The sequence below is a fragment of the Candidatus Pantoea edessiphila genome (assembly GCF_002933345.1).
GTDB lineage: Bacteria > Pseudomonadota > Gammaproteobacteria > Enterobacterales > Enterobacteriaceae > Pantoea_C.
Genome location: NZ_PDKR01000003.1, coordinates 13951 through 37188 on the forward strand (window position 1 = coordinate 13951; position 23238 = coordinate 37188).

Consider the following 23238-nt stretch of genomic DNA (forward strand, 5'->3'; position numbering starts at 1 on the left):
ATGGTAATTCATGATTATTTTAATAATACAATTTGAATGGCTACAAAAAGATATATTGTCAATACCCGATATAGTATTAAATCTTAGTTGTATAGAAAATAATGAAAGAAAAGTAAATTTATTTACACATTCTTTTTTTTGCTATGCTTTAGATTAAATAATTATAAAAAATAAAAAATTTCCATAATAATGTAATAAATTGAATTCAATATTTGAATATATTTTTAACTATGAATACAAATAATAATATATCCTTAATTAATCAAGTGATTTTGTAACCCAAATTTGTTCAATTAAAAATAATATGAAAAAAGTTATCTTATTGAGATTAAATAAATTATTTAATCACTTCATTTTTTATTAAGTAATAAATTAATATAAATTTAAAAATTATTGTAAAACTTTATACACAAAACAAATTAAATAGATATTTTGTTGCGGTAATTATAGAAAAGAAAAACTATTTCAGTTTTATTTATTGATTTTTTATATTCTTTATTATTTAAAATCAATACCATTTGATTTTCATAAAAATATTTTAAGTGTAATTTATTAATAAAATTTATTAATAATAATAACTAAAATAAATACTTAAAGATATATCTTTAAAATAAAAAAATAAGTTATCAAATCTCTTAATTTAACAAAGTAATTAAGAGTTTAAAGGATAATTATAATGTCAATTAAGATTTTGCCACCGTATTTAATAAATCAAATTTCTGCTGGTGAAATAATTGAACGTCCTGTATCAGTTGTTAAAGAATTGATAGAGAATAGCCTTGATGCTGGAGCTAATCGTATCGATATAAATATAAAAAAAGGCGGAATGAAATTAATTCAAATACAAGATAACGGTTGTGGAATCATAAGAAATGAGTTATCTATATCTTTAGAACGATACGCGACTAGCAAAATAAGATCTATAAAAGATTTAGAAATAATTACAAGCTTAGGTTTTAGAGGAGAAGCTTTAACTAGTATTAGTTCTGTTTCACGTTTAACTTTAACTTCGAGAACAGTTAATCAAAATCAAGCTTGGCAAATTTACACAGAAGGCAATAAAATTATAGATGTAAAAATCAAGCCAGCTACACATCCGATTGGCACAACAGTTAAAGTTTTTGATTTATTTTATAATACTCCTGTTCGTCGTAAGTTTATGAAAACAGAAAAAATAGAATTTAATCATATATATAATATGATTAATCAAATATTATTAGCTCGTTTTGACGTTACAATATCCTTTAGTCATAATGACTATTTAATATATTATCAGCCAGCAGTAATTACTGAAAATCAAATAAAAAGAAGATTAGGATTTGTTTGTGGAACTAATTTTGTAAAAAATTGTTTGCGAGTTGATTATCAACAAGATAATTTATCTATCCATGGTTGGATTATCAATAGATCTGAATATAAAATAATTGATTTTCTACAGTATTGTTATGTTAATGGAAGGATTATAAAAGATAAATTAATTAGTAATGCTATCAGACAAGCATTTAATGATCAATTAAAGAATAATGAAAAACCTTCATATGTAATATATTTGGAAATTAATCCAAGTCAACTTGATATAAATATTCATCCTACGAAAAAAGAAATCCGTTTTTACCAACCAAGATTAGTATATGATTTTATCATTCAAGGTATAACTAATGTACTTGAAATTTACTATAAAAACAAAGTAGTATCAATTGTATTGAATAAAGAATCTAAAAATCAATCAAATGATGATCATATGAAAAATAATGATTTTTTTTCTTTGCCTGATTGGTATTTTAAAGATGATGTATCTAATTTAATACCTAAGGAAATAAAAGAACACTATAATAGTCAAATTTCGGTTTGTAAATTACCATATGTAACAGTAAAATATCCAAAATATTTTGGTCATTTATTAACTGTATTGAAAAATAGTTATGCAGTACTTAAAAAAAATCAAACATTAAGATTAATGTCATTACCTGTAGCTTTCCGTTACTTAAAACAATCACAATTGCAAAATAGAAGACTCAAATCACAAACACGTCCTTTATTAATTCCACTAAAGATAAAAATTAGAGAATCTTATTTAAAAACAATCCAAAAAAACAATTCTATATTAAATAGTATAGGGATATGTTTTCAAATTGAGACTGATCATATAACTTTACTTTCTATACCTTCAACTCTACATGTATATGATTTAAAAGTTTTAATTCATGAAATAGTAGATTATTTATTTTTACAAAAAAATATTTCTATTCAACAGTTATGTTATTGGTTAGCAATTTATGAAAATAAAAATGACACTATAAATTGGACTAATTTGAAGGTAAATATATTATTAACTGAAATTGAATACTTTTGTCCAGATTTATTAAGATCACCTCCTTCAAATTTAATACAGCAAATTAATATAAAAAATACGATAAATATGCTAAACAATGTTTGAATTAAATCACTCTAAATATCATCCAAAAGTTATTTTTTTACTAGGACCAACCGCATCAGGTAAAACTGCTTTAGCAATTAAATTACACAAAATATTACCTATAGATATAATAAGCGTGGATTCAGGATTAATATATCGTCAAATGAATATTGGTACATGTAAACCATCTATTAAAGAATTGTCTTTAACACCTCATCTTTTATTAGACATAAGAGACCCTGCGGAATATTATTCAGCTGCTGAATTCAGACATGATGCTCTAATAGAAATAGAAAACATAGTAAAAAACGGCCGAATACCTTGTCTTGTCGGAGGGACTATGTTTTATTTTAAAACGTTAATTGAAGGATTATCTAATTTACCATCAACTGATATTAATGTTCGACGTGAAATATACCAAATAGCCAATAATAAAGGATGGTGTTTTTTATATAATCAATTATGTAAAATCGATCCAATTTATGCGTCCTGTATTCATCAAAATGATATACAAAGAATACAGCGAGCATTAGAAGTAATTTATATATCTGGAAAAACTTTTACTGAACTTAAAAAAAAATCTATCAAACCTCTACCCTATAATTTATATCAATTTGGTATAATTCCTGAAAGCCGTGATTTATTACATAAACGCATTGAATTACGTTTCAAAAAAATATTAGCATTAGGATTTGAAGAAGAATCCAGAGCTTTATTCGCTCGTGGTGATTTGCATGTAAATATGCCTTCTGTTCGTTGTATTGGTTATCGTCAGATGTGGTCTTTTATAAACGGTGAAATAAGCTATGAGGATATGGTTTATCAAGCCATTTGTGCAACTAAACAACTTGCTAAACGTCAATTTACTTGGATGCGCAAGTGGAAAAATATTCATTGGTTACACAGTGAAAATATTAAATTAGCTATTGATTCTATCATAAAAATATTTACTGCTGATATTAATTAATTTACATTACTTTGGGAATATATAAATTAATATTTAACCACTTCCTTTTAAACAAAGTACTAAAATATCTTTTAACTTATAAAAAAAATTAAGTTATTTCTAGATAATTAGAACTAATTAATATACTGTATATAAAAATATTATTTTTTATCATATTTTATATCAAATTAACTAATCTTATAAAAAATAAATCATAAAATATATTTTAATTAATTGTATTATAAAATTTAAAAATCACATTAAGTAAATGTAATATGTTTATTATTTTTAGATATAAACATTTTTATTAAACTTTTATTCAAATGAATATTTTAATTTATTTATTATAATAAAGATTGATTAATAAGCTATTTTTAAAATATACACTAATTTAGAAATGCATAATAAAAAAGTAAACTCAAAAAGAGTGGAGTAAAATATGATATTGAATCACCCTGGAAATAAGCAGTATCGTCGTGATCCATTGGGTAATGACAAAATTAATTTAAATAATAAAAAAAATTTTAATTTAAGATGCATAATTAAAAATTTAATAAAAAAAATTAGTGCAATCAACAATAATAAATCCAATAATATGAAAAAAAGATTAAACATTATAACTTATAAAGTTGTTTTTATAGTTTTAATTTCTGTAATATTTACTTGGATATTAAGTGGTTTTTATACTATTCAAGAAGCAGAATGTGGTATAGTTGCCCGTTTTGGTAAATTCATTAAATTAGCAGAATCAGGATTGAATTGGAAGTTAAATTTCATAGATCAAGTCAATATTGTTAATATAAAAAAAATACGTGAATTAAATATTTCAGGTATAATGTTAACTTCTGATGAAGATTTAGTGAATGTTGAAATCAATGTTCAATATAAAATTGTTAATCCTAAATATTATTTATATTCTGTGATAAATAGTGAAGAAAGTTTAATAAAAGCTACTAATAGCGCATTACGCAATGTAATTGGAAAAACAAATATAGAAGATGTTTTTTATAAAGGAAATGATACTATTTGCCATGATATCAAATACCAAATTAAAGACATTATTAGTCCCTATAAAATTGGTGTCAGCATAATAGACGTTAACATAAGGCATTTACAACTTCCGAATGAGGTTGAATCATCTTTTAAAGATTTTATTAAAGCAAAAGAAAATAAAGAAAATTATATAATAGAAGCAAATAATTATTCTGAAAAATTAAAATTAATTGCTAAAAATAAAGCAAAATTTATTCTTGAAAAAGCGCATATACTTCAAAAACAAAAATTATTAAAAGCTAGAGGAGAAGTAGAAAGATTTGTGAAAATGTTAGAAGCATATAAAGCTAGTCCAAAAATTACTAGAGAATTTTTATATATTGAAACTCTAGAAAATATTTTAAATCATGCAAGAAAGGTATTAATTGATGTTAATAAAAATAATCTTATATTACTTCCAACCGATTTTAAAAATGGTAATATATCTTTATACGAATTGAATAAAAAACAAGATGAATTGAATAAAAAACAAGATGAATTGAATAAAAAACAAGATGAATTGAATAAAAAACAAAACGAAACGTATAACATAAAAAAATCATTATCAACTTATAATACTAATAATCAAGAATTATTAAATAATACCGATGAATTAAATAAAAAACAAAATGATATTATTGATAAACGTAAATCTAATACTTTCAGAAATAATATTAAGCGTGAAAAAAGAGAAGAAATTAATGCATAAAATAATCACTCTAATAATAATTGTAATATTAATGATGTGTCGAACATCTTTGTGCATAGTAAATGAAGGCCATAAAGCTATTTTAGTTCGTTTTAGTAAAATCGTGCGAGATAAAAATAACAATATTAAATTATTAGAACCAGGCTTACATTTTAAGATTCCATTTATTGATATAATAACATCCATAGATAATCGTATTCACACCACAAATATAAAAAATAATTTTTTTTCTAAGGAAGGAAAAGAGATTGTATTAGATTTTTATATTAAATGGCGTGTTAATAATTTTAACGATTACTATATGTCCACAAAAGGTGATATTTTAAAAACAGAAATGATCTTAAATCGTAAATCTAATGATATTTTGAATATTCATATAGCTCATTCATATTTAAAAGATGTTATAAATGATTTAAAGAGTCATTTAACAAAAGATGTTTATAATGCATTAAGTAATATAAACATAGAAAATAAAGAATTAACTGCTAAATCAATAAATAATAATCTTAAATTTAAAAACAATACCATAGGAATGTCAGGGATTGAAATTGTTGATATGAATATTAATAATATCGAGTTGACAAATAATGAACTAAATTGCATATTTAATCGGATACGCAATAAACACAAATTATTAGCACAAAAACAGATCTTAAAAGGTAAAGAAGAATCAAAGAAAATAAGAATGCAAGCAAATTATCAAGCAGATCTTATTATGAATGAAGCAAAAATAAAAGCATTAATAATTAAAAATGATAACGATGTAAAAATAGCAAGAATGTTTGCTGATCATTTTAAAAATGATATGGAATTTTATACCTTTATTCGCAGTTTAACTGCTTATAAAAAAATTTTTCGTAAGAAAAAAGACCTAATAGTGTTAAGTCTAGATAGTGACTTCTTTAAATATATTAAAAATCCTCTTATTAATAAGTATTAAAATATCAATTATTTTAAGTAATTATTATTTCTTTATCAATCAAAGATCTCATATTAATGACTTGATATATTATTAACATTAAATGATTCAACTTCATAATATCTTTAAGTGAATTAATGTATTAGATTGTAATTAATATTTATTAGTATAATTTTAAGTATATCGAGTAATGTTTGCTTTGAATTAATTACAATATAAAAATTTAAAATCTATTTCAATTTATAGGTGGTTTTATTAAATGGTTAAGAATGTTGTAATACTAGGCACCCAATGGGGTGATGAAGGTAAAGGTAAAATTGTAGATCTTTTAACTGAAAAAGCAAACTATGTAGTTAGATACCAAGGTGGACATAATGCTGGACATACAATAGTCATTAATGGTGAAAAAACTATACTTCATACAATCCCTTCTGGAATTTTACACGATAATGTAACAAGTATCATTGGTAACGGTGTCGTGCTTTCTATAGAAGCTTTAATGCAAGAAATAAAATATTTAGAAAATCGTAATATTATAGTAAGTGAACGTTTATTAATTTCTGAATCATGCACCCTTATTTTACAATGTCATGTAGAAATGGATTTAGCAAGAGAAAAATATAAAGGTATGCAAGCTATTGGTACTACTGGTCGAGGTATTGGCCCAGCATATGAAGATAAAGTATCACGCCGTGGTTTACGTCTTGGTGATATTTTTAATAAAAATACCTTTGCTATTAAATTAAAAGAATTAGTAGATTATTACAATTTTCAGTTAATACATTACTTTAAATCAAATGCAGTAAATTTTAATAAAATATTAAATCAAATAATGGATATTTCAGATTATTTGAAAAATATTGTTGTAGATACATCAGAAATTTTAAATCAAGCTTATACACGTGGAGATTTTATTATATTTGAAGGTGCACAAGGTACAATGTTAGATATAGATCATGGTACATATCCATATGTTACTTCTTCTAATACTACATTAGGAGGAGTTTTGACAGGTACAGGATTAGGTAGTGCTCATGTAAGTTATATAATGGGCATTGTAAAATCTTATTCTACCAGAGTAGGTTCAGGTCCTTTTCCAACTGAATTGCATAATCAAACAGGAGAATTATTATGTTATAAGGGCCATGAATTTGGTTCTACTACTGGTCGACGTCGTCGTATAGGATGGTTAGATTCTGTAGTATTGCGCCGTGCAATACAGATAAATTCGATTTCAGGTTTATGTTTAACTAAATTAGATATATTAGATTCTTTTGAAGAATTAAAGATTTGTATAGGTTATAGAATGCCAGATGACAGTAAGTTAGTTAATACACCATTAACAATTGAAAAATGGGAAAACATTGAACCGATATATGAAACTATACCTGGTTGGAATCAAACTACATCTGGTATTAGAATATTAAGTAAGCTACCAAAAGCTGCTAGAAAGTATATAAATCGTATAGAAGAGCTGGCTGGTGTTCCTATTGATATTATTTCTACTGGTTCTGATAGAAAAGATACTATAATAATACGTAATCCCTTTGATATTTAATTTTAAAAAAATATATAAGAACTAATATCTTTTTATTGTGGTTTATTAAAAAGTTACCATAACTATCTAAAAAATAAATTAAATTTATTAATTTATAATAAAATTATTTTAATTAGATACTATAATTTTAATTTCGAATTAAAATTATATTAATAAAAACTACCAAAACTGTTTATTTTTAATAAAAAAATGTATGTTTAATATTATTAATATTATTTTTAATAACAAATATTAAATAAACATTATGGGAATTATTATGCCAAAGCATTTTCTTTTAAATAAGGAAATAATACAAAATAAAAATAATATTTTTAACCATAAATTTATAATGGAATTTTTTGCAAAGAGAAAAAATCCGGTAAGCTATAAAGAATTATTCAAAGAATTTTGTTTTCAAAATAAAAATAATTTTAAATATTTACTTCGTATTCTTAATCATATGACCCGAAAAGGTCATTTATTATGTATACGTCATAAATATTATATCATGCCTAAATTTTTTAATTTAACAAGGGGTAAAGTTATTGGTCATAGAGATGGATATGGTTTTTTACGAGTAAAAGGTAAAAAAGATGATTTTTATTTATCTAATAAACAAATGAAATTTTGTATTCATGGAGATCTTGTACTTGCTCAACTAATAGATACTGATCGTAAAGGTCGTAAAGAAGCAATAGTTATTCGTGTAAAAAAATCACGTAATAAAATGATTGTTGGTCGTTATTTTTATCGATCTAGTATTGGCTTCGTTATTCCATATGATGATAGATTAAATTTTAATATAATAGTTCCTTTAAGATTTAATTTATGTGCTAGTAATAATTGTGTAGTAGTAGTTGAATTATTACATCGTCCTACCGTAAGTAATAAGGCTACTGGAAAAATAATTGAAATTTTAGGAAAGGATATGGTTACCAGTCTTGCAATTAATATAGCAATAAGGAATCATGAACTTCCTTATAAATGGTCACCTGAGATAATGTTACAACTTAATAAACTAAATCATCAATTAACAGAAGAAGTTAAAATAGGACGTGTTGATTTACGTAAATTACCTTTAATTACAATTGATGATGAGGATGCACGTGATTTTGATGATGCTATATATTGTAAAAAACTTAATGGCAATGGTTGGCGCTTATGGGTTGCCATTGCTGATGTGAGTTATTATGTACGTCCAGGTACACCAATAGATAAAGAAGCATATTCACGTGGTACTTCTGTATATTTTCCTTCAAAAGTAATACCAATGCTACCAGAGATTATATCTAATGAATTATGTTCCCTTAATCCAAAAGTTGATTGTTTATGCATGGTATGTGAGATGGATATTTCTTCTCAAGGTAAGTTAGTTGGTTTTAAACATTATGAAGCAATTATGAATTCTCATGCCCGTTTAACTTATAATGAAGCATGGAAAATATTACAAGATAATTGCAAATTACATGATAAGTATATATTGTTAAAAAGTATTCTTAATGATCTTTATAATTTATATAAAGTATTAGAAAAGGCACGTCAAGACAGAGGTAGTATTTCTTTTGAAACTTCAGAAACTAAATTTATTTTCAACAACAAAAACCGTGTTGAACGTATCGAACGAATTTTTCGTAATGACGTTCATAAAATTGTTGAAGAATGTATGATTATGGCTAATTTTGCCTCTGCTAATTTTGTTGAAAAAAATAAAGAACCTATTTTATTTCGTGATCATGATTGTCCAACTAATGATAAAATCAAAAATTTTAACGCCATATTGAATGAACTAGGTATTATATTACCAAAGTTTAATTATCTTAAACCGGTTGATTATTCATTAATGATGATGAATTTATCCAAAAGGCCAGATTATGAAATACTGCAGACTATTTTTTTACGTTCTATGAAGCAAGCTAGTTATGATCCACAGAATAGAGGACATTTTGCTTTAGCTTTGAGTTCATATACACATTTTACTTCTCCTATTCGTCGTTATCCAGATCTATTATTACATAGAGTTATTAAATATTTATTATCTAAGAAAGAAATCACAACAACAAAAAATTTATTTACTGATAACGGAGGTTACCGTTATAATATTAAGGAGATAGATAAATTAGGTTGTCATTGTTCTTTAACTGAACGTCGAGCTGAAGAAGCAACTCGTGATGTTTCAGATTGGTTAAAATGTGATTTAATGAAAAACCAGGTAGGTAAAATATTTGATGGTATTATTTTTAGTATTACAAATTATGGTTTATTTGTCCGTCTAAGCGAATTTTTTGTTGAAGGATTAATACATATTTCAACTCTCAAGAAGGAGTGTTATAAGTATGATTCAATATGTCAACGTCTTATTGGCGAAACAAGCGGTTATATTTATCATTTAGGTGATGCAGTAAAAGTTTATATTACAGCTGTACATGTAGATGAACGTAGGATTTATTTTGAATTAGTTGCAAATAATAAAACATTAAAATACAAAAATTAAAAAGTAATTATTTCTATGTAAAAAGAAAAAATTACTTTTTGTAATTTTTCTTGTTAATGTTATAAATTAATAATAAAGAATATCATGAATAAAATTATTTTTGGCATACATGCTGTAGAAACTATGAATAGGGTAAACCCCCAAAATTTTCAGGAAATTTTTATTCTTAACGACCACGATAATAATCGTTTAAATTTATTGTATATTTCACTTAAAAAAAGGGGAGTTAAAATAAATTTAGTTAATCGTCAATTATTAGAAACTAAAGTAAAAAAAGGTGTTATACATCAAGGTATTATAGCAATAATTAAGTCTATCAATCAATTCAAGGAAAATTTTCTTCAAAATATTATTCAAACCGTAAAAAAACCTTTTTTGTTAGTTTTAGACTGTATTACTGACTCTCATAATTTAGGTGCTTGTATACGTACTGCTGACGCTGCTGGAGTTCATGCAGTAATTGTTCCTAAAAATCGTTCAGCTTCTCTTAATTCGACTGTACAGAAAGTTTCTAGTGGTGCTTCAGTAAAAGTACCCTTAATTAGAGTTAATAATTTATCAAGAACGTTGTGCTTTTTACAAGAACAAAATATTTTAATAGTTGGTACTGCAAATGGATCAAATAATAATTTATATGCAGAAACATTAATCCCTCCAATAGCGTTGGTAATGGGTTCAGAAAACAATGGAATACGTCATCTAACCAGTAAATATTGCAACAAGATTATTGGTGTTCCAATGCATGGGATAGTTTCATCTCTTAATGTATCTGTTGCAACTGGTATATGCTTATTTGAAATAATAAGACAGCAACAATATTCAATAGCAATATGATAATTGATAACTATTGTATCAAATATAGATATTATTTTTTCAATATATAAAATACGTTAATAACTTATTAGATAATAATTTATTTGTTTAATTTATAGATTTTATTGCTTATAATGAACATATAAATTAGTTCTTTATTATTTTTAAGTTATATTGTTTACTGTTTAAAATATATTTTATACAAACATGAATGTTTTATATAAAGATAATATACAATTTCTATTTAACATGAATTTAAAAGATTTATTTAACAATTTATTAAGATTTAAAATTTATTACTTAATAAGTATCATTAAAAGAAGGCTATTTATATTTTATATAAAGTTCCTTGCTTCTAAAATAACCACTTAATTAATTATCTCATAAGAAGCTATAATCCATAAGGAGTTATGCCTAATGCGTCATTATGAAATTGTATTTATGGTACATCCTGATCAGAGTGATCAAGTTCAAAGTATGATTGAAAATTATACTAATTCTATAACTAGTGCTAACGGTAAAATACATCGTTTAGAAGATTGGCGTCGTCGTCAATTAGCTTATCCAATTAACAATCTTCATAAAGCTCATTATGTTTTACTCAATATTGAAGCATCTAAAGAAATAGTTAAAGAATTAGAAACTAGTTTTAGATTTAATGATTCTATAATACGTAGTATTATTATACGTGTTAAAAATGCAATAGTTGAACCTTCATTTATGGTTAAAATTAAAGAAGATCGTAAAAATAAACGTGAAGATTCTATTAATGATCTTGGTAATTGTGCATCTGATACTAAAAATACTGAAGATTAATATATTTATTTTAATTTAATTACATTGAACAGTTATTTGATACTTAAATAGTTGTTTTATTTAAAATTATAGTATTTAGATAACATAATAATCATATTAAAACTGTTTTAAATATTAATTAGCAAATTTAGAGGATTAATTAAATGACTCGTTATTTTCGTCGTCGTAAATTTTGTCGTTTTACTGTAGAAGGAATAGACGAAATAGATTATAAGGATATTATAACAATAAAAAACTATATTACCGAAAACGGTAAAATAGTACCAAGTAGAATCACTGGAACTTGTGCAAAATATCAACGTCAATTAGCTAGAGCTATTAAACGTGCTAGATATTTATCTTTAATACCTTATACTGACCGTCATAAGTGATTATTATTTACTATAATTAACAAATATATTAATAAGATAGGATTAAATAGTGAAAATTATTATTCTTGATAAAATCAAAAATTTAGGGGATGTTGGTGACATTATTAATGTAAGACCCGGATATGCTCGTAATTTTTTATTTCCAAAAGGAAAAGCTACAACTGCTACATCACAAAACATTCTTTCTTTTAAAGAAAATCAAAAACAGTTAAATAATAAACTAGCTGAAGATATAATTATAGCAAAGAGTAAAGCAGAAAAAATAAATAAATTAGGTATAGTGACAATTATATCAAAGTCAGGAAATAAAGGAAAATTATTTGGTTCAATTGGTGTTCGTAATATTGCTAATGCTGTTACTTCAGCTGGTATTGAAGTTAGTAAGAGTGAAGTAAGACTGCCAAATGGTGTTTTGAAAACAATTGGTGAACATGAGGTATATTTCCATTTACATAGTAAAATATCTGCAAAGTTAGTAGTAAATATCATAAGTTCTTAAATCAAAAAATAATTATTTTCACCTTTGATTTTATTAATTAGTCTTAATAGGATAGATTAATAAAATTATATTTACTAAATATAAAACGTAAAATATATAAAAATTATGATATTTTATATGATATGAATAATATAAATGAATATATCTTAAAAAATATTTGTGTATTAGCAAAATCAGCAGGTGATGCTGTGATGAATATATATAGTAATAATAATATGAATTACTATATATATCATAAATTTGATAAATCACCAGTTACTGTAGCAGATATTATTTCACATAATATAATTATTAAGGGTTTAAATAACATACTTCCTAAGATACCTATCTTATCAGAAGAAAACCTATATCCATGGGAAATTCGTAAAAATTGGGAAAATTATTGGCTAGTTGATCCTTTAGATGGTACTAAAGAATTTATTAAACATAATAATGAATTTACTATAAATATTGCTTTGATTAAACAAGGTAACCCTATATTAGGAGTAGTTTACGCACCTGCACTGAAGACGATGTATTATGCTGATGTATTAAAAAGAAAAGCTTGGAAAGAAAAAAATAATCGAATAGAACAGATTCATTCTTGTTGTATATATCCACCGTCAGTTTTAATTAGTCGTTCACATAATCTTAATAATATTAATGAAATGAATAAATTTTTACTTAGTTTTAATAATTATCGAATTATTGAAATTGGATCTTCATTAAAATTTTGTTTAATAGCTGAAGGCAAAGCACAATTCTATCCACGCTTTAATCCTACTAGTATTTGGGATACAGGAGCAGGGCATGCAATAATATTAGCTAGTGGAGCATATATTAAAGATTTGCAAGGTGTGACATTGAATTATTTACCTAAAAAATCATTAATTAATCCAAAATTTTTGGTTTCTGTATAATTATAATAAATAATATTTGATTGTATTTTTATGTTTTTAATATCTAATTTTGATTTACAACAATTATCTTGTAAAGATAACCTTATTTAATGCTCAATTAATTATTTTAATTTCATAAAAATACATTAATTATTAATTAGTAATATTTAAATTCTTGTTTTTTGCACGCTCAATAGAGGAAATAATTTCATTTTTGGCTGCTATAACATCATCCCAAGAACTTATTTTTGCCCATTTTCCTTTTTCTAAATCTTTATAATGTGAAAAAAAGTGGACTATTTGAGAGCGTAGCAATTCAGGAAGGTCAGTTACATTGTTAATGTGATCGTATTCTTTAGAAACTGAAGTATGTGGAACTGCAATTAGTTTTGAATCTTCTCCAGAATCATCTATCATTTTTAGAATACCTACTGGGCGACATCTAATTACAGATTGTGATTTTAATGGATAAGGAGTGGGTACTAAAACATCAATTGGATCACCATCGAGAGATAAAGTATTATTAATATAACCGTAATTACAAGGATAAAACATGGTTGTTGATATAAAACGATCTACAAATAAGACATGTGATTGTTTATTTATTTCATATTTTACTGGATTGTCATTTGCTGGTATTTCAATAATTACATAAATGTCCTGTGGTATTTTTATACCAGCTGGTACTTGATCTAAACTCATTAAAGATACACCTCAAATTTAAAATAAAACAAATTTAACAATATTAATCAAAACATATAGTACAAAATAAACAAAATATTAATTTATAACTAACTAAATCTATAAGATTTAATATTAAAAAAACTAATTCTATATTTAACAAATAAAAATACAATAAATACTTAACCAATCTAAAATAATAAAATAATATTGTCAAATAGTATTTATAGTTAATTTTATTTAATTAAATATATGAAGAAAAATATAAGAAGACATAAACAAAAATATATGATAATATTTTTCTTAAAGTCAACTAGACAGTCGCTGCTTTTTTATTCTAAAATTTTTTAATAAAAAGGGAGAGGAAAGTCCGGGCTCCTAGGGTAAGGTGCCAGGTAATACCTGGGAAGCGAGAGCTTACGACTAGTGCAACAGAAAAAAAACCGCTTTAATAATATTGTTTGTATATCTGCTTATTAAAGTAAGGGTGAAAAGGTGTGGTAAAAGCGCACCGCGTAATTGGTAACAGTTTACGGCACTGTAAACTCCACCCGGAGCAAGGCCAAATAGAGGTTTTAAAAAAGTATAACCCGTACTAAACCTGGGTAGGCTGCTTGAACTAATAAGCGATTATTAGTCTAGATGAATGATTGTCCATGACAGAACCCGGCTTACAAGTTGACTTTTACAATTTATTTTATCAATAAATTTTATTTAGATAGATTATATCAATTTTAAAAATGATATAATGGCTCTGTAAGCTTTCCAAAATCCTAAGCTTAATCTTACCAATCTAAACAATGATTTTAGTTTATGTATTCTTATAGACCATATTGCTAATACAATACTACCGATCAGTAAGTATTTTTTTATATTAATAAAATTAAACCAGCAATTATCATAGTTTACAGTTTTAATATTCAATTCATTTTTTAAATTAGATAAATCTAAACGTTGATCACTTATCTTACTACATATTAAATTTAATGCCTTTTTACGTTGTTGATACCTCATTAATTATTACTCTCAAGTATATTACAATCTGTTTTTAGTTCTTTAAGAGTATATTTCAATAAAGTAGAATCTTGAGATTTTTTAAAAATCAAAAATATAAATAAAAATGAAATTAAAAATAGAATAAAACTAATAACTAACATAGTTAAAACACGAAACTGTGGGCTTACAGAAAATATTATTACCATTAATAAACAAAAAAATCCCGCCGTAATAAATAAAACCGTTAATCCAATCATTAATAAAATTTGTATAATTTTGGTTTTCTCTTCTTCTATTTCTAGAATTGCCAAACGTAATCTTGTTTCGATTATAATTATTATTTTAGCAATCATATTTTGAATGATATCTATTATAGTTTTGCTAGGACCTTTTTTATTTTTTATAGTATCCATAAATAATATCTTTAATTTAAAAACTATATTATAATATTTATATCTGATTTAATATGAATTTCAGATAATTGTGTTTATAGTATTATATTTTATGACTTATAAAATAAATCTCCATGACTATATATTATAGACATTGAAGATTAAAATTAAAAGTTAATTTATATCAGTAAGTTTAGAAAACATTTTATAATCAAATAATATTATTTAATATTAAAGATATTTTTAATTTTGACTTGATAATTAAATTTTTAATAATTTAATAATGATATAAATATTAGTTGATTATATAAATATAATTAGCACTATTATAATAATTATTTAGTTTTATTTTTTTTGGATTTACGTTTGCGATATAGCATTATTATTAAACTCACTAAACCAAAAAATAGTAATACTAATGGTAATAGTATTAGTAAAAACATTAATTTATCTTCGTAATGAATAAAAATTTGTGTTTTGCTTAATACTAATCCCATAGTAGTTAGTATTACTACCCATAATAACGCACTAATCCAACTAAAGAATTGAAAACGAATATTATTTAAACCAGACATTCCAGCGATAGTTGGCAATAAAGTTCGTACAAAAGCTATGAATCTACCTATTAATAATGCTGCTAGTCCATGACGATAAAAAAGGTTATGAGCTTTTTGATGATATTTATCTGGCAGTTGTGAAAGCCATTTTTGGACGATTGCAGTATTTCCTAACCATTTACCTTGCATATAACTCATCCAATAACCTAGTCCAGCAGCAATAGTTAACGTAACAATAATTAATGGAAAGCTCACTATTCCTTTCCCTATAAGAACACCAACTAGAATTAATAAACTATCTCCTGGTAAAAAAGCTGCTGGTAATAATCCATTTTCTAAAAATATAATTATAAATAAAATGCCGTAAATCAACCAAATTACGGCTGGATCTGATAGAGTATTATAATCTTTTTGCCATAAAGCATGTAATAACGTATGTAAAATATTCATTTACAACACTTCCTGATGTTTTTATTAAATAGATTTTATTTCAAATAATGTTCTTATATCTATACAATTATCTATACAATTATTCTGTAATATATAGTGTATTTCACTAAAACAACAGGAAGGTATATTTAAAATAAAATTTAAGAATGAAATATTTAAACAAACGTTTATAAAAAATGGTTTTTTTATAAAACTAGTTAAAGATGATATCTATCATTATTAATAAAAATAGCATATATAAAACTATTTGGTTAAGATTTTAATATGATCTTAATCTAGAAATAAAGGTGTTTTTAAAAAAGTTATTAACTAATTACTAAAATTTATAACAATAATAACAACAAATCATTTTATCTAAAAAGATAAAATTACATGTTTTATTAAAAATAGAACAACAAGAAAGTAAAATCAGTAATATACTTACAAATAATTTATAAAATTATTTGTAAGTATATAATGTCTAATATTATTAGATTTTATAATCTAAATTCATTTTTAATTATATTAATATTAAATATAAAATTGTTTTTTCATTAAAATATAAATGGCCCCTGCTGGGTTTGAACCAGCGGCCAAGCGATTATGAGTCGCCTGCTCTAACCACTGAGCTAAGGGGCCATAGTTTAAATTTTAACAAAAATACATCGAAGATATTAATTTTGTTAAAATTAATAAACAATCACATCAATATTGCGTTCAATATTTTAAATAGTATCATAAAACAATAATTATTACAGCTAATTAAAATAAAAATTTCAATTAAAGATATTATATAAAATATTAATAGTGTTATGTGATAATTGATATATCAAATAATAATATTTGATATTTTAATCATCTAAAAAACTTCTAAGTATTTCACAACGACTAGGATGACGTAATTTACGTAAAGCTTTAGCTTCAATCTGTCTGATACGTTCTCTGGTAACATCAAACTGTTTACCTACTTCTTCTAATGTATGATCAGTATTCATATCTATACCAAAGCGCATTCTTAATACTTTTGCTTCACGTGCAGTAAGGCCGGATAATATATCATTAGTCGCTGATCGTAAATTTTCAGAAGTTGCAGAATCCAATGGTAATATTAAGCTGGTGTCTTCAATAAAATCACCTAAATGTGAATCTTCATCATCACCAATTGGAGTTTCCATAGAAATAGGTTCTTTTGCAATTTTCAGTACTTTACGGATTTTATCTTCAGGTATAAACATACGTGCAGATAATTCTTCTGGTGTAGGCTCACGACCTGTTTCTTGTAACATCTTACGTGATATACGATTTAGCTTGTTAATGGTTTCAATCATATGTACAGGAATCCGAATAGTACGAGCTTGATCAGCTATAGATCGTGTAATTGCTTGTCGGATCCACCATGTTGCATAAGTAGAAAATTTATATCCTCTTCGATATTCAAATTTATCAACTGCTTTCATTAAACCTATATTGCCTTCTTGAATTAAATCTAAGAATTGTAAACCACGATTAGTATATTTTTTTGCTATTGAGATAACCAAACGTAAATTAGCTTCTACCATTTCTTTTTTTGCTCTTTTAGCTTTAGCTTCACCAATAGACATGCGTCTATTTATATCTTTTATTTGTTCAATAGTTAGTCCAGTTTCTTGTTCTATTTTTAATAATTTTTCTATACAAACTAAAATATCATCTTCGTGTTCTAAAAGCTTTTCAGACCATGGTGTATTCATTACTATAGCACTTTTGAGCCAAACGTAATTTGTTTCATTTCCAGAAAACAACTTAATAAAGTTTTTCTTGGGCATTTTGCATAGTTCTACGCAAAACTTCATTATTACACGTTCTTGGAAACGTATGCGTTCAATCATATTACGCATGTGATTAACTAAATGATCAAACTGTTTTGGTACTAATCTAAATTGTTTAAATATTTCAGAAAGAGTCTGAATTGTAGCAATTGCATCTACATGAGTACGACTTTTAATTTTAATTATAGTTCTAGTTATTTCATATTGAGCTCTAAGAGCTGAAAATTTTTCACGTGCTATTTCTGGATCTATTATTTCATCCTCTTCATTGCAATCTTTTTCGCATAAATATGATTCATTATTGGATGAAATAGATATTAAATCTTCTTGCAGATTAGGATCTACAAAATTCATAATTAGATCAGATAATTTAGACTCTCCTAATTCAACTTTATCATATTGATCTAATAGATAAGTTATAGCTTCTGGATATTCAGCAACTGAACACTGAACTTGATTAATTCCCTCTTCAATTCTTTTTGCAATATCAATTTCTCCTTCACGAGTAAGTAATCCTACCGTGCCCATCTCACGCATGTACATACGAACCGGATCAGTAGTTCGCCCAATTTCAGATTCAACACTTGATAATACTTGAGCAGTCGCTTCTTCAACAGTATCATCATAATTATTAGAATTGCTTTCATTCAATATTAAATCATCAGCATCTGGAGCTTTTTCAACCACCTGTATTCCCATATCATTTATTGTTTGAATTATATCTTCAATTTGATCTGAATCAGTAATATCTTCTGGTAAATGATCGTTAACTTCGGCATAAGTTAGATATCCTTGCTCCTTACCTCTGGTAATAAGAAGTTTAAGCTGTGACTGTGAATTTTGTTCCATAAGACGGTACCTACACTCCTGTGAATTAAATTAATGTCTATTTGGCTACGAGCTAACGTGTTGCTCATAAATAAAGCAAGAGTACAGCCTCTAGCAGAACAATACTTATATAAGGCATGGCTTAAACAACAACGGTGACAAATCTATTCTATTTTTTTTGATTTTAACCGTGCTAATAAATCTATTATGAATTATAATATTTAAAATACAAAAAGGTTAAATAAACTATTTTTTTGCGAATGTTTGACTTAGGGCCCAAAATTTATTACGTTCTTCACTGTTTAATTTTTTGATACGATCACGTGAGATCAGTGATTCAAGTTGCTGTTCACGTAAATTATCGCGAATTTTATTTAATGAATCTTGAAAGACTACTTTGATTTGTTCATCTACTATCATGTGGTTCCACAATGCTAATGTTTCAAGCTTATTTATAAAATTTGTTCCTCTATACAACTCTAATAGTTGTGATGTATTTAATTTAGGGTTTTTATTGCATTGTTTAACTAATTCCATAAAAATAGGTAGACCAACAATTTTATATTCTGAAACATCATCAAAAGATGTTACTAATACTGATAATTTTGGATTTTGTATTAATAATGCTAATAAAATTTTCATAGTAGTAAATTTGAATGATGTACTTTTGGATGTGCTATTATTTTTTATTATTTTAGGTATTAATTTTTCAAGTTGATTATCATCAAGAATTCCTAGTTTATTACCTAATTTTTGACGCATGTAAATGCGTAATGTTTTACCTGGAATTTGAGAAATTAACGGCAAAGCAAGAGCACTTAGTTTGGTCTTACTATCACAAGAACTAAAATCCACCTTTCTCAATATAGTATCAAATAAAAAGGATGAAAGTGGAATTTTGTTTTTTATTCTTTTTTCAAAATTAATTTTGCCCTCTTTACGAATTAATTTATCTGGATCTTCGTTTGAAGGTAATAGTATAAAACCTAACTGATAACCATCCTCTAAATGAGGTAAAGCAACTTTAAGTGTTTTCCAAGCAGCTTGGAGTCCAGTTCGATCACCATCATAACAAAAAATTATATTTTTTGTGTTGCAGAATAGTTTTTGAATATGTTCGGATGTAATTGAAACACCTAATAAAGCAACTGCATAATTTATTCCGTATTGTGATAATGAAATTACATCAGTATACCCTTCAACGATTATTAAATGACTAGGTTTAGGATTATAATTTAATGCTTCATATAACCCGTAAATATGATGCCTTTTATGAAAGATAGGAGTTTCTGGAGAATTAAGATACTTAGGTATTTTATCTCCTATTGAACGTCCTCCAAAACCAACTATATGACCAGTTTTATTACGAATTGGGAAAACGATTCTTCCACGAAGTCGGTCATATAAATTACCATCTTTGCTGGTAACCAATATACCTGCTTTTATTAATAATTCACGTTCTTCATTGCTTTTACCAAAAAGATTAATAACATTATTGCAATTGAAAGGTGCATAACCAATGCTAAATTGATCAATAACTATAGAATTTAATCCTCGATAATTAAGGTAATTTAAAGCATGCTTTCCAGTAGATTTTTTTAGTTCTGTTCTATACAAATTATTTATATTATTAATTAAGATATATAATTTTTTTCGAATAAATTTAATATTTTGATTTGAGCAATCTGAGTTTTCAAGTATTATATCAACATTGTTTGAATTAGCTAATTCTTCTACAGCTTCAACAAATTTGAGATGTTCATATTTCATTAAGAAATCGATTGCATTACCATAACTACCACAACCAAAACAATAGTAAAATTGTTTATCACTATTCACACTAAAAGAAGGATTTTTTTCTGTATGAAAAGGACAGTATGCATAAAAGTTTTTTCCTTGTTTTTTTAAATTAATACGAATATTAATTAAATCAACAATATCTGTTTTAGCAAGCAATTCGATAATAAATTTACGTGAAATTTTTTCAGTCATGGGACCTATAGTTGTTGATTTTTAAAATAAAAAGGACTAAAGGCTTTATTTAAAAAAGCATTAAATACCACATACATTATTTTTATATTAATAATGAAAAATAAAAACAAGATTTATTAACAGTAGCAGAAAATATTAATAATTAATTTAATATAAACGAATATGACGTGCATTTTCACGGGCAATTTTTTTTGAATGACGCTTTATTGCTGAAGCTTTAGCACGTTTACGTTCTGATGTTGGTTTTTCATAAAATTCACGCCGACGCACTTCAGTTAAAATGCCTGCTTTTTCACAAGAACGTTTAAAACGACGCAAAGCTACATCGAATGGTTCATTTTCACGAACATTAATTACTGGCATTGTAGTTACTCCTTAATAATTATTTAATCTAAATATATTATTGTTATGTTTATTTTAATAAATTATAATTCATTTATTACAAAAGATTATTCTAATCTAGTATGAATTACTTTGTAAAGTATTAATCATTTCTAAAAAATAGAAATTGTCCTATTATGTAAAATTAAATTATTATTTATATAATAATTTTATCAACTTAACAATCTGGTACTGACATGCGTATTTTGGGTATTGAAACGTCCTGCGATGAAACTGGTGTTGCAATTTACGATAACAGTTATGGCTTATTAAGTAATGAAGTATATAGTCAAGCAAAATTACATTCTTACTACGGAGGTGTGGTTCCAGAATTAGCATCACGTGAACATATATGTAAAATTATACCATTAATCTTACTAGCTTTAGAACGGGCCAATCTAAAACCAAATCAAATTAATGCTATAGCATATACTGCAGGACCTGGTTTAATAGGTTCATTGTTAGTTGGAATTACAGTTGGTCGTACTTTGGCTTTTTCATGGAAAATCCCAGCTATACCAGTACATCATATGGAAGGTCATATTATGTCTTCAATGCTAGAAGAAAACCCTCCAATATTTCCATTTTTAGCATTATTGATATCAGGTGGGCATACTCAATTAGTAAATGTTACTGGAATTGGATTATATAAAATATTAGGTGAATCAATTGATGATGCAGTAGGAGAGGCTTTTGATAAAATAGCTAGATTATTAGGTCTTAGTTATCCTGGTGGATCTATGTTGTCAAAAATAGCAAAAGATGGAATACCTGGTAAGTTTGTTTTTCCAAGACCTATGACTGGGGGTAATAATTTAAACTTTAGTTTTTCTGGTTTAAAAACTTGTGTTGCTAATGCTATCACTAAAAATAATAATAATTATCAGACACGTTGTGATATTGCTCACGCTTTTGAAGAGGCAGTAGTAGATACATTATTAATTAAATGTAAGAATGCCTTAGATTATACTGGGCTAAAAAGATTAGTGATAGCAGGTGGAGTGAGTGCTAACTGTACTTTACGTAAAAAAATGCTTAATATGGGTGAAAATTATAATATAAAAATATTTCATTCTCGTCCAGAATTTTGTACTGATAATGGTGCTATGATAGCTTATGTTGGTATGTTACGTATTAATAGTAGTAGTAATCAAGACGATCTTAGTATTAATGTTCGACCTCGATGGTCATTGACAGAACTATCTCCTATTTAATAGTATTATAATTAATATTAGTTAATTAATTTTGAATATTATACTTTATTAATTAAATATTCTATTTATCAAGATATACATATTTTTAAAACCATATTATATTTAATATATTTTCAAATAAAATAATAACTAAAATATAAAATAAGTAAAAATAATAAATAATGGATATAATATTTATAGAACAGCTAGTAATATTTACTACTATCGGTATTTATGATTGGGAAAAAAATATAAAACAAAAATTAATTTTAGATGTTGAAATGATGTGGGATAAAAATTTATCTAATAACAGAGATGATATTGATAATTATTTAAATTACTCCGATGTGTCTGAAGCTATTTTGACATATTTAACAGATAATCATTTTTTATTAATTGAAAAAGTAGCTGAAGGAGTAGCAAATTTATTAATGAAAAAATTTGGTTGTCCTGGAGTTTATATAAAAGTTAGCAAACCAAATGCTGTTGCTCAAGCAAAACAAGTAGGTATCAAAATCAAGCGTGGATTATTTCTTAAGAATTTAATATAGAAG

20 protein-coding genes, 1 tRNA gene and 1 other RNA gene are annotated in these 23238 nt (G+C 25.4%); 14 read left to right on the forward strand and 8 right to left on the reverse strand.

All coding sequences use genetic code 11. The annotated features are described in order from the left end of the window. Positions 1-676 precede the first annotated feature (676 nt). The 11 genes from mutL to cysQ all read left to right on the forward strand — a co-directional run bounded on the left by mutL (position 677) and on the right by cysQ (position 13448). Positions 677-2437, forward strand: coding sequence for a DNA mismatch repair endonuclease MutL (mutL, locus tag CRV09_RS02360; protein ID WP_136132538.1), 1761 nt, complete (start codon positions 677-679; stop codon positions 2435-2437). Beyond that, positions 2430-3383: a tRNA (adenosine(37)-N6)-dimethylallyltransferase MiaA gene (miaA, locus tag CRV09_RS02365; RefSeq protein ID WP_136132539.1), complete on the forward strand. Its 954-nt coding sequence runs from the start codon at positions 2430-2432 to the stop codon at positions 3381-3383. Before mutL ends, miaA begins: the two co-directional genes overlap by 8 nt. A 418-nt stretch (positions 3384-3801) precedes the next feature. Further along, positions 3802-5103, forward strand: coding sequence for an FtsH protease activity modulator HflK (hflK, locus tag CRV09_RS02370; protein ID WP_136132540.1), 1302 nt, complete (start codon positions 3802-3804; stop codon positions 5101-5103). Beyond that, positions 5096-6043: a protease modulator HflC gene (gene hflC / locus CRV09_RS02375; protein ID WP_158675183.1), complete on the forward strand. Its 948-nt coding sequence runs from the start codon at positions 5096-5098 to the stop codon at positions 6041-6043. The genes hflK and hflC overlap by 8 nt, the downstream gene beginning before the upstream one ends. 238 nt (positions 6044-6281) lie before the next feature. After that, on the forward strand, positions 6282-7580 hold the full coding sequence (locus CRV09_RS02380; protein ID WP_136132542.1) for an adenylosuccinate synthase: 1299 nt from the start codon (positions 6282-6284) through the stop codon (positions 7578-7580). Between the two features lie 256 nt (positions 7581-7836). After that, entirely contained in the window at positions 7837-10050 is a 2214-nt protein-coding gene (gene rnr / locus CRV09_RS02385; protein ID WP_158675184.1) for a ribonuclease R, read from the forward strand. Between the two features lie 84 nt (positions 10051-10134). Then, a complete protein-coding gene (rlmB, locus tag CRV09_RS02390) occupies positions 10135-10884 on the forward strand; it encodes a 23S rRNA (guanosine(2251)-2'-O)-methyltransferase RlmB (protein ID WP_136132544.1) in 750 nt (249 codons plus the stop codon). 396 nt (positions 10885-11280) lie between these two features. Beyond that, on the forward strand, positions 11281-11679 hold the full coding sequence (rpsF, locus tag CRV09_RS02395) for a 30S ribosomal protein S6 (RefSeq protein WP_136132545.1): 399 nt from the start codon (positions 11281-11283) through the stop codon (positions 11677-11679). Positions 11680-11822: 143 nt separating this feature from the next. Then, complete coding sequence (gene rpsR, locus CRV09_RS02400; protein WP_136132546.1) at positions 11823-12050, forward strand: 30S ribosomal protein S18; 228 nt, start codon at positions 11823-11825, stop codon at positions 12048-12050. A 49-nt stretch (positions 12051-12099) separates the two neighbouring features. After that, positions 12100-12549 (forward strand): 50S ribosomal protein L9, encoded by a 450-nt coding sequence (gene rplI, locus CRV09_RS02405; RefSeq protein ID WP_136132547.1) that lies wholly within the window; start codon positions 12100-12102, stop codon positions 12547-12549. Positions 12550-12692: 143 nt separating this feature from the next. After that, complete coding sequence (gene cysQ / locus CRV09_RS02410) at positions 12693-13448, forward strand: 3'(2'),5'-bisphosphate nucleotidase CysQ (RefSeq protein ID WP_136132612.1); 756 nt, start codon at positions 12693-12695, stop codon at positions 13446-13448. Between the two features lie 132 nt (positions 13449-13580). On the opposite strand, the gene ppa is transcribed toward cysQ, so the two are convergent. Continuing rightward, a complete protein-coding gene (gene ppa / locus CRV09_RS02415) occupies positions 13581-14129 on the reverse strand; it encodes an inorganic diphosphatase (RefSeq protein ID WP_136132548.1) in 549 nt (182 codons plus the stop codon). 284 nt (positions 14130-14413) lie between these two features. Between ppa and rnpB the strand changes: the two genes are divergently transcribed. Beyond that, positions 14414-14798, forward strand: an RNA gene (rnpB, locus tag CRV09_RS02420) — RNase P RNA component class A. 33 nt (positions 14799-14831) lie between these two features. Here the strand turns inward: rnpB and CRV09_RS02425 are convergent. The 7 genes from CRV09_RS02425 to rpsU form a co-directional block, all read right to left on the reverse strand. Next, positions 14832-15122, reverse strand: coding sequence for a YqjK family protein (locus tag CRV09_RS02425; protein ID WP_136132549.1), 291 nt, complete (start codon positions 15120-15122; stop codon positions 14832-14834). Beyond that, on the reverse strand, positions 15122-15517 hold the full coding sequence (locus CRV09_RS02430) for a phage holin family protein (RefSeq protein WP_136132550.1): 396 nt from the start codon (positions 15515-15517) through the stop codon (positions 15122-15124). Before CRV09_RS02430 ends, CRV09_RS02425 begins: the two co-directional genes overlap by 1 nt. Before the next feature lie 314 nt (positions 15518-15831). Next, positions 15832-16503, reverse strand: coding sequence for a DedA family protein (locus CRV09_RS02435; RefSeq protein WP_136132551.1), 672 nt, complete (start codon positions 16501-16503; stop codon positions 15832-15834). A 545-nt stretch (positions 16504-17048) separates the two neighbouring features. Continuing rightward, positions 17049-17121 (reverse strand) — tRNA-Ile (locus CRV09_RS02440). Between the two features lie 212 nt (positions 17122-17333). Next, complete coding sequence (gene rpoD / locus CRV09_RS02445; protein WP_136132552.1) at positions 17334-19139, reverse strand: RNA polymerase sigma factor RpoD; 1806 nt, start codon at positions 19137-19139, stop codon at positions 17334-17336. A gap of 225 nt (positions 19140-19364) precedes the next feature. Next, entirely contained in the window at positions 19365-21110 is a 1746-nt protein-coding gene (gene dnaG / locus CRV09_RS02450; protein WP_136132553.1) for a DNA primase, read from the reverse strand. A gap of 147 nt (positions 21111-21257) precedes the next feature. After that, the gene (rpsU, locus tag CRV09_RS02455; RefSeq protein WP_136132554.1) at positions 21258-21473 is read right to left on the reverse strand and encodes a 30S ribosomal protein S21; all 216 of its coding nucleotides are present in this window, start codon (positions 21471-21473) and stop codon (positions 21258-21260) included. Between the two features lie 215 nt (positions 21474-21688). Here rpsU and tsaD point away from each other — a divergent pair, with 215 nt between their 5' ends. Together tsaD and folB are read left to right on the forward strand one after the other, a co-directional pair. Then, positions 21689-22705: a tRNA (adenosine(37)-N6)-threonylcarbamoyltransferase complex transferase subunit TsaD gene (tsaD, locus tag CRV09_RS02460; protein ID WP_136132555.1), complete on the forward strand. Its 1017-nt coding sequence runs from the start codon at positions 21689-21691 to the stop codon at positions 22703-22705. A gap of 161 nt (positions 22706-22866) precedes the next feature. Beyond that, positions 22867-23235 (forward strand): dihydroneopterin aldolase, encoded by a 369-nt coding sequence (gene folB / locus CRV09_RS02465; RefSeq protein WP_136132556.1) that lies wholly within the window; start codon positions 22867-22869, stop codon positions 23233-23235. Positions 23236-23238 lie beyond the last annotated feature (3 nt).